5 protein-coding genes are annotated in these 8,000 nt (G+C 74.3%); 1 reads left to right on the top strand and 4 read right to left on the bottom strand.

The window, feature by feature from the left end:
- Positions 1-155: 155 nt before the first annotated feature.
- From ACZ4WQ_RS22665 to ACZ4WQ_RS22655, 3 genes are all read right to left on the bottom strand, one after another.
- Positions 156-2,558: an ATP-binding protein gene (locus tag ACZ4WQ_RS22665; protein WP_468022354.1), complete on the bottom strand. Its 2,403-nt coding sequence runs from the start codon at positions 2,556-2,558 to the stop codon at positions 156-158.
- 88 nt (positions 2,559-2,646) lie between these two features.
- Entirely contained in the window at positions 2,647-3,456 is an 810-nt protein-coding gene (locus tag ACZ4WQ_RS22660; RefSeq protein ID WP_468022420.1) for an alpha-L-rhamnosidase C-terminal domain-containing protein, read from the bottom strand.
- A 148-nt stretch (positions 3,457-3,604) separates the two neighbouring features.
- Entirely contained in the window at positions 3,605-5,647 is a 2,043-nt protein-coding gene (locus ACZ4WQ_RS22655; protein ID WP_311723539.1) for a spermidine synthase, read from the bottom strand.
- Between the two features lie 103 nt (positions 5,648-5,750).
- Here ACZ4WQ_RS22655 and ACZ4WQ_RS22650 point away from each other — a divergent pair, with 103 nt between their 5' ends.
- Positions 5,751-6,446 (top strand): hypothetical protein, encoded by a 696-nt coding sequence (locus ACZ4WQ_RS22650; RefSeq protein WP_398373781.1) that lies wholly within the window; start codon positions 5,751-5,753, stop codon positions 6,444-6,446.
- Here the strand turns inward: ACZ4WQ_RS22650 and ACZ4WQ_RS22645 are convergent.
- The gene (locus tag ACZ4WQ_RS22645; RefSeq protein ID WP_398374006.1) at positions 6,420-7,730 is read right to left on the bottom strand and encodes a YhjD/YihY/BrkB family envelope integrity protein; all 1,311 of its coding nucleotides are present in this window, start codon (positions 7,728-7,730) and stop codon (positions 6,420-6,422) included. The two genes, ACZ4WQ_RS22650 and ACZ4WQ_RS22645, sit on opposite strands and share 27 nt — an antisense overlap.
- Positions 7,731-8,000 lie beyond the last annotated feature (270 nt).

Raw genomic sequence — 8,000 nt, 5'->3', positions numbered from 1 at the left:
TTGGCGGAGCTCCGCCCCAGCCCCCGGGGTCTGGGGCGGAGCCCCAGTTTCGGGAAGGGGCGGGTAGGGGACAATTCCGCCGCGTAGCGGACCCCAGGGGGGCGAAGCCCCCGGCGCGGCGGAGCCGCACACGGGACGGGGCGCGCGGCGGGAGGTCAGGCGTCCGCCAGGTCCGCCAGGCGCGCGCGTACGCGGGCGATCGAGAGCGCGTCGCCCGCCGTCTCGTACAGCCCCAGCGCCATGCGCAGATCGTCGGCCTCCCCGGCCAAGTCGCCGAGCCGCCGCGCGCAGCGAGCACGCATCTCCGCGGCGTCGGCGTGTTGCAACTCCGCGCCCTCGCGCCCCATCGTGGCGACGGCCGCGTCGAGGCAGACACGGGCCGACTCGGCGTTGTCCGCGCCCCCGGCGTCCAGGTGCGTCTCGCCCAGGCTCATGTACACGCGGCCCTCGTTGTACAGGTCCGGCTCGGGCAGGGCCCGGAAGTCGGCCAGGGCCTGGTGGAGTCGGCGCACGGCCTCAACGTGGCGCCCCTGGCCGCGCAGGGCGCGCCCGGTGTGGTGGGCCAGCAGCGCCAGGGCGCGGGGCACGTCCGGCGCGCCGTCGTCCCCGGGGCGGATCCGCCCGAGCGCCTGCCGGGCCTCTTCGAGGCTCCGCCGCGCGTCGGGGTATCGCCACTGCTTGAGGCGCAGCAGGCCGAGGGCCTCGGCGGCGGTGGCCTGGCCGCGGTGGTGCCGGGCCCGCCCGTCCGCGGCGGCGGCCTCCAGCAGGGCCTGCTCGGCCTCGGCCAGGCGGCCGAGGCCCATGTGGGCGAAGGCGAGTTGGACGAGCATCCGGCCCTCGGCCCGCGGGTCGCCGAACTCGGCGGCGCTGCGGCGGGCGGCGGCCACGCCCCTCAGATGGGTGTCGACCCACTGCTCGTGGTAGCCGAGCCGCAGATGCAGGCCCCACATCGCCTCGCACAGCTGCCAGGCCAGGTCGTCGAAGCCGTGGTGTTCCGCGGCGCGCACTGCCGCGGCGAGGTTCTCGCGCTCGGCGCGCAGCTCGGCGAGGGCGAGGCGGCCGTCCTCGGGGCCGCGGCCCGCCGGCGGCTCCAGCCGCGCGTAGGCGGGGCCCAGCCGCCAGCGCCCGGGGATGACGCGGAGGTCGGCGGCGGCGGCGCACCCGAGGTGCCAGACGACGACGCGGCGCACGGCGGCCACCCGGTCGGCGTGTCGGTCCTCCGTCTCGCCGCGCCGCTCGGCGTGTTGGCGTACGAGGTCGTGGAAGCGGTAGCGCTCCTCGCCCACTTCCTCGAGCAGATGGACGCCGGCCAGCTCGCCGAGGAGGACCCGCGCCTCGTCGTCGTCCGTCGCGTCCACGGCCCTGCGCGCGGCCCCCACGGTGACGCTGTGCCACGGCCACACGCCCAGCATCCGGTACAGCAGGGCCGCCCGCGGGCTCAGTTCCCCGTAGGTGACATCGGTGGTGAGGTCCACCGCGTCCCGGGAGGAGCGGTCGTCCATGGGCAGGGCCTCCCGTTCCCGGCGGTGTGCCCGCTCGGCCAGCTGGCGTCCGACGGTGTGCCAGGTGAGATGTTCCCGTACGGCGACGCGGGCGCCCGTCTCGCACAGCGCGAGCGGAATCCCGCCGCACCGCTCCGCGACCGCAGCCGCGCCGGGTCCGCGCCCGGCCATCGCGTCGTGGCCCACGATGCGGGTCAGCAGCTGGACGGAGTCGGCGGTGGAGAGCGGATCGAGCCTGATCACCCGGGCGCCGGGGTCGGCGGCGAGCCGGTCCAGGCGATAGCGGCTGGTGATGATGACCAGGGATTCGGAGGCGGCGGTCAGCAGCGGCGCGACCTGGCGCTCCGAGTGGGCGTTGTCGAGCACGACGACCATGCGCCGCTCGGCCGCGCAGTCACGGTAGAGCTCGCTCAGCCGCTGCTCGTCGGCGGGCATCCGGCCGGACGGCACCCCGAGCCGGTCCAGGAACCGGACCAGCGCCTCGGAGGGGGTCAGCGCCGTCGTCGCGGACTGCCCCTCCAGGTCGATGTAGAGCTGCCCGTCGGGGAAGCGGTCCTTGAGCAGATGCGCGCAGTGCACGGCCGCGGCGGTCTTCCCGATGCCGCCGGGCCCGACCAGCACGACGACCGCGGGCACGCCGGCGGGCCGGTCCACGCCGTCCAGCACCTGGGCGATCTGCTCCGGCAGCGACTCGCGGTCGGTGAAGGCGGCGTTCGCGGGAGGCAGCATCCGCGGACGGGACGCCCCGGGGGCCACGGCCGGGACGGCGCCGGACCCCAGCCACCCGGCCTCCCGCAGCCAGGCCGTGACCTCACGGGCCAGGCCGGGCGAGGTGCGCGCGCCCTCCCACAGCTGCCGGGCGAGCTCGCGCCGCTCCTCCTCGGTGGCGGGCAGCAGCGGCTCGCTGTCGGCGCCGGGGGCGGGGGCGGGGTTCTGACGCCGCATCCGCCGTACGAGCCCGGCCAGCGCCTCCGAGCTTCGCCGCCCCATCTCCCCGCCCGCTCCCGACAGGGCACCGGAGGTCACCGTGCCGACCGCCGAAGCCACCGCCGCCATCGTGAACGGCTCCACAGCCCACCCACCCCCAACTCGCGTCTGTGCCACACGGTATCGGGAAGATCGCCACGTCGCGGCCGGGATCGCGTCAGGCGGCCGGGGTGAAGGTGGAGTGTCCGGAGCCCACCGTGTAGACGGCGTAGCCGTTACGGACGCCCCGGAAGCGCGGCGTTGACGCGCCGTCAGGCCCGGCGCCACGGGCCTCGGGCGTCCGGCCACCGGCCAGCGGGGCCTGCACCTCGGCGGTGACGTTGACGGGGATGTCGACCTTCACCGCGGTGCCGTGCGCGGTGGTGCTCCAGCGGACCCCGACGGTGCCCGCCTGGGTCCACACCGTGCCCTCGGCGTGGGTCAGACCGGTGTCGCGCGGTGGCCTGATCCGCAGGGTGGCGGCGCCCGGGGCGGTGATGTTCAGGCCGAGCATGTCCTGCTGGAGATCCACCAGTGCGGTGGCGCCCCAGCCGTGGGAGAGGTTCTGGCCGTCGTCCGGCGCCTCCCAGGACTCCCAGGTGAAGGTTCCGCCCCGGGCGAGGATGTTGGCCCAGCCGAGCGAGGTGCGGTCGGTGAGCCGGGCCAGCACCTGGTCGTCACGGCCGGCCCGGTGCAGGGCGGTGAGCAGCCAGTTGGCGGTCATCGGGCCCATCTGGAGCTTCAGCGAGGCGAGATGGTCGGCGATGGTGTCCACGGCCGCGTCGGGGGCGATGCCGAAGGCGACGGCGTAGGCGTTGGCGATCTGCGAGGCGTGTGCGGCCGGGCGCGGTCGCCGACGGTCAGGTCGGCGGGGGCGAGGGGCGCGTGGCCACCGCGCGGTTCGGCGGCCGCCGCGCGGCCGGGGACGGCCGTGGACACCACCGGGAGCAGGGCGGCCGCCAGCACGACGCCGAACCGCCGCAGTCAGCCGCCGCTGCTGCCACTACCGCTGCTGCCGCTGCCGGTCTCCCGGCGCCTGGGGACTCTCGATGTCGCCTCCGAAAGCGATACCTGGAACACGGAAATCCGTCAGGCCCCCGGCGGGACCGGGGGCCTGACGGGGTGTGCGGCAGTGGTCAGGGGTGGGCGGTGGGTTCCGCCGTGAGCCGCTCCACCGGCTGCGCCTGGCTCTGGCCGCGGCCGGTGAAGCGCATCGCGACACACGCGCCCGCGTACAGCACGGCGACCAGGAGCAGCAGCGCCTGATAGCCGGTGATCAGGGCGAGGTATTCGAGCGTGCCGCCGACGAGGGCGCCCAGGAGGTTGGCCCCGAAGGCGGACGTGGGGTCGGAGGCCGCCGCCAGCCGGTCGGAGAAGATGATGTTGGCGCAGAAGATCGGGGCGAAGGCCAGCGCGATCGCCGCGACCAGGCGCGCGGCGAAGGGCAGCCCGAGCACCAGATGGGTCGGGACCAGCCAGGACACGGCCAGCGTGGCGAACAGCGCGAGCTGGAGGGCGGTCTGGTTGACGCGGCGCATCCGGCGGCGGACCTCGACGCCGCACAGCACGGCCAGCATGACACCGGCGAAGACGACCGCGTTGACCAGCCAGGTGGTGCCGAAGTAGAGCGCGAACCCGATCACGTTCTTGGTCTCGAGCAGCATGAACGCGGCACCGAGCAGGAACATGTCGGCGTACTTGACGGTGCGTCCGACGCGGACCCCGGTCAGCCGCACCGACACCAGGGTCACCAGCAGGATCGCGCCGAGCACCCCGAGGTAGAGGTTGGGGATGGTGCGGTGCAGCAGGTACGGGAAGGGGTGGTCGTCGGTGGCGGCCGCGGGCACCGGGCCCGAGGGCCGCCAGGCGGTGCGGCACCGCTGGTCGCCCGGGGTGGCGCCGGCGACGAGGATCGCGGCCTTCTTGCCGCCGTAGTGGGTGATGCAGGGCGCGTGCCCGAAGACGTCGGTGATCGTGGAGCCGTAGCGGTCGATCAGCCAGTTCTGCCGGTAGTAGTTGTACATCGCGAACGCGCCGCCGGGGGCCAGATGGCGGTGGGCCGCCTCGAACGCCTGCCGGGTGAACAGATAGCTCTCCAGGCGGAGGTTGCTGGCGCCGGACACCAGGGTCAGGGAGTCCGGCAGCGCGAGGACGACCAGGTCGTAGCGGGCGTCGGTGCGCTCCAGGAAGGCCCGCCCGTCGTCGATGTGGACATGCACCCGGGGGTCGTCGTACGGCCGGTCCGGGTGCAGATCGGCGCCGATCTGCTTGAGCCTGGGGTCGATCTCGACCGCGTCCACCCGCCGGGCGCCGTGAGCGAGCGCCACGGCCACGTCATTGCCGTTGCCGGCGCCGATGACCAGGACGCGGCGGTGCGGATTGGCCGGGGTCTCCTGGTAGGGCCGCTCGTACGGGGAGTCGGAGCGCCGCAGCACCTTCAGCGGCGCGATGCTCTGGTGCGGCACCCCGTTGGCGGAGATCTTGTAGTCGCGGCTGCCGGTGGTCGGCCGGGTGACCTCGATCTTGTAGTACGGGGACCAGGAGATGCCGGTCGCCAGCGACTCCAGCGTCAGCGCCGCCACCACCAAGGCCAGCGGCGCCGCGTATCGGACGGTGTTGCGCCGCCCGCCCAGCACCAGCAGCGCCACCGCGGCGAGCGCCCCCCACGCCACCGACGGGGCGCGCAGCCAGGACAGCGCCGCGAAGGAGAGCGAGCCGCCCAGCGAGCCCAGCAGGTCGTAGCGGTAGGCGTCCAGCGACGGCAGCTGCCGGAACAGGTCCGCCGTCATCTTGCCGAGCGCCGTCATGGTGAGCGCGGCAAGGCCGAACAGGACAGGGAGGGTCACCCACTGGGGCAGCCCGGTGGTCTTCACGGCCGTGAAGTAGATGACCTCGCCGCTGGTCTGCCGCACTTGCACGGGGAACGCCCGCACCAGGACGACGAGGACGGCGAGCGGCACGGGCGCCCAGCGGGTGAGCCACTGCCCGCGCCCGGCCGGGATCAGGAACCCCAGGCCGATCCCGAGGAACGAGCCCAGCAGGATGAAGTTCGAGAAGTAGCTCAGGTGGACGACGTTGGCCCCGGTCCACCTGATCAGCGCCAGCTCGACGAAGAGCATGGTGGCGCTGGCGAGCACCAGCCTCGGGCGCAGGTTCCGCGTTCGAGCGCTGTGATCCATGTCACGAGACGGTGTCATCTGAGCGGGGGCAGGTCGAGCACCCCGGCGGTACGTGCGCCACCTGACCCGCGCCTGTCACCTGATGGGCCCAACCGTGCCGTCGGTGGGGCATGCCACCCTGAACCTCCGTTCGAACGGAATCACGATCTTCGGTGTGGAGGTGGGGTTCGCCATGGGGATGTCCGGCTGCTGGCTCGTGGGGGCGCTGGGTGAGGCGGACGTCGCGGAGCTGGCCCCGCTGGCGGTGCCCGCCATCGAGGCCACCGCGGCCCGGGCGGCGGCGGTGGGGACCTGGGCGCGCTGGGAGCGGGACGCGGAGCGCGGCGGTGGCGCGGTGCCGGTGTGGCGCGAGGACGGCGCCTACAACACCGAGGACGCGCTGCACCTGTACAACCTGGTCGACGACTCGGCCTTCGACGCGATGGACGGCTCGGGGAAGCTCCACATCATGGAGTGGTGGGACCGGATCGACACCGACGCGGTCGAGCCCTTCGTCGAGTCCGTGCGCAAGGACAACCCGGTGGCCGCCCTCTTCCACGGCCTGGGGCCCGAGCGCGCCGGGAAGCTGCCCGGCTGGGCCGGTGACGCCGTCTTCACCGCCGACGAGGTGCGCCGTCGGCTCCCCGCGGCCGAGGCCGCGCTCGCGGTGTCCGGGGCGGAGCGCGAGCGGGCGCTGGCCCGGATCGACGACTGGCCGGGCGAGAAGGAAGCCGAGGCGCTCCTCGACGGGCCGCTGCGGGTGTGGCGGGGGGCGGCCGAGGCCGGGACGGGGCTACTGGCCTCCCGCGTCTGGTTCTGATCCGCCGGTGGCGCTGCGCACCGGCTTCCCGGCGGCGTCGGTCCGGCCGTCGCGCGGGGCGCGCGGTGCGCCCGGGGCGGCCGGCGAGCCCTGGGCGCCCGGGGCGTCCTTGGGCGCGCCGTTCTCGGCTGCGGGCTTCGCCGACGCACCATTCGCCGACGCGCCGTTCTCCGACGCGCCGTTCTCCGACGCCCTCGGCTCCGACGCCCTCGGCTCGGGCGCGCGCTGCTCCGGCGCGCGCTGCTCCGGCGATTGCTGCTCCTGCCGGGCGGCGCGCTTGCCGTGCAGCCGGGAGCGTACGTCGGCGTGCGGCAGGAACTGCGCCCAGCGCTCGGGGAACTCCGAGGGCGGGGTGATCTCCGCCGCCCCGTCGTCCGCGGTGCGCTGCTCCCAGGCCCGCCGCCGGGTCGCCTCCTCCCGGACCCGGGCGGCCGCCTCGGCGCGCCCGGCGGCGGTGGCCACCGACGGCCAGACGCGGTCGATCGCGGCGTTGACGGCGGCGCCCACGAGCACCGCGAAGGCGGACACACCGATCCACAGCAGCACGGCGACGGGCGCGGCCAGCGAGCCGTAGATCGTCGGCCCCTCCACGGTGTGGAGCAGGTAGATACGGAGCAGGAAGCTGCCGAGCACCCATATCGCCAGGGCGACGAGCGCGCCGGGGATGTCCTCCCGCCAGGGCGAGCGCACCGGCACGGAGACGTGGTAGAGGGTGGTGAGGAAGGCGACGGACAGCAGGATGACCACGGGCCAGTAGAGGATCCGTACGAGGTCCCCGCTCGAGGGCACCAGGTCCACCACGGTCTCCGGGCCGATCACCATCAGGGGCAGCGCCACCGCCCCGATGACCAGCGCGACCAGATAGAGGAGAAAGGACAGCAGCCGGGTCCTGACGATCCCGCGGCGGCCTTCGAGCCCGTACATGATGGTGATGGTGTCGACGAAGACGTTGACCGCGCGGGAGCCGGACCACAGGGCGATGGCGAAGCCGAGCGAGATGACGTCGGGGCGGCCGCCCCTGATGACGTCGTCCAGCAGCGGCCGGGCGATCTCCCGGACCCCCTTGTCGGAGAGCACGGTCCCCGAGGCGTTGAGGATGTTCTGCCGGATGGTGGCCACGGTGTCGGTGTTGGTCCACGCGTCGAAGTAGCCGAGCAGCCCGATCAGGCCGAGCAGCAGCGGCGGCAGAGACAGGAGGGTGAAGAAGGCGGCCTCGGCGGCCAGGCCGGTGACCCGGTACTCCATGCAGGAGTTGACGGTGTCCTTCAGCAGCAGCCAGACCATCCTGCGCTTGGACACGTTTCGGTACAAGGCGCGCGCCTTGTAGAGCCGACCGGACGGCTTCGACGGTTCTTTCCCTGGCTGCACCTTCTCACGGTATCCGCCCCGGGGTGCCCGGCGGCGCCCGGTGTTTCCCTCCGTGACCAGCCGGTGACCAGGCCGGACGGTGCGTGGCCGGGGCCTGGGCCGGGCCGGCGGAGGGGATGCCGCGCCGACTCGGTACCGCCCTCCGCCGCGCCCACTGTCCGTGCGGGGTACAGCCATAGGCAAAGG

Source organism: Streptomyces sp. NPDC028305 (genome assembly GCF_055569495.1).
The sequence above is the reverse complement of the archived record's forward strand: the minus strand, read 5'-3'. Positions and strand labels throughout refer to the sequence as shown.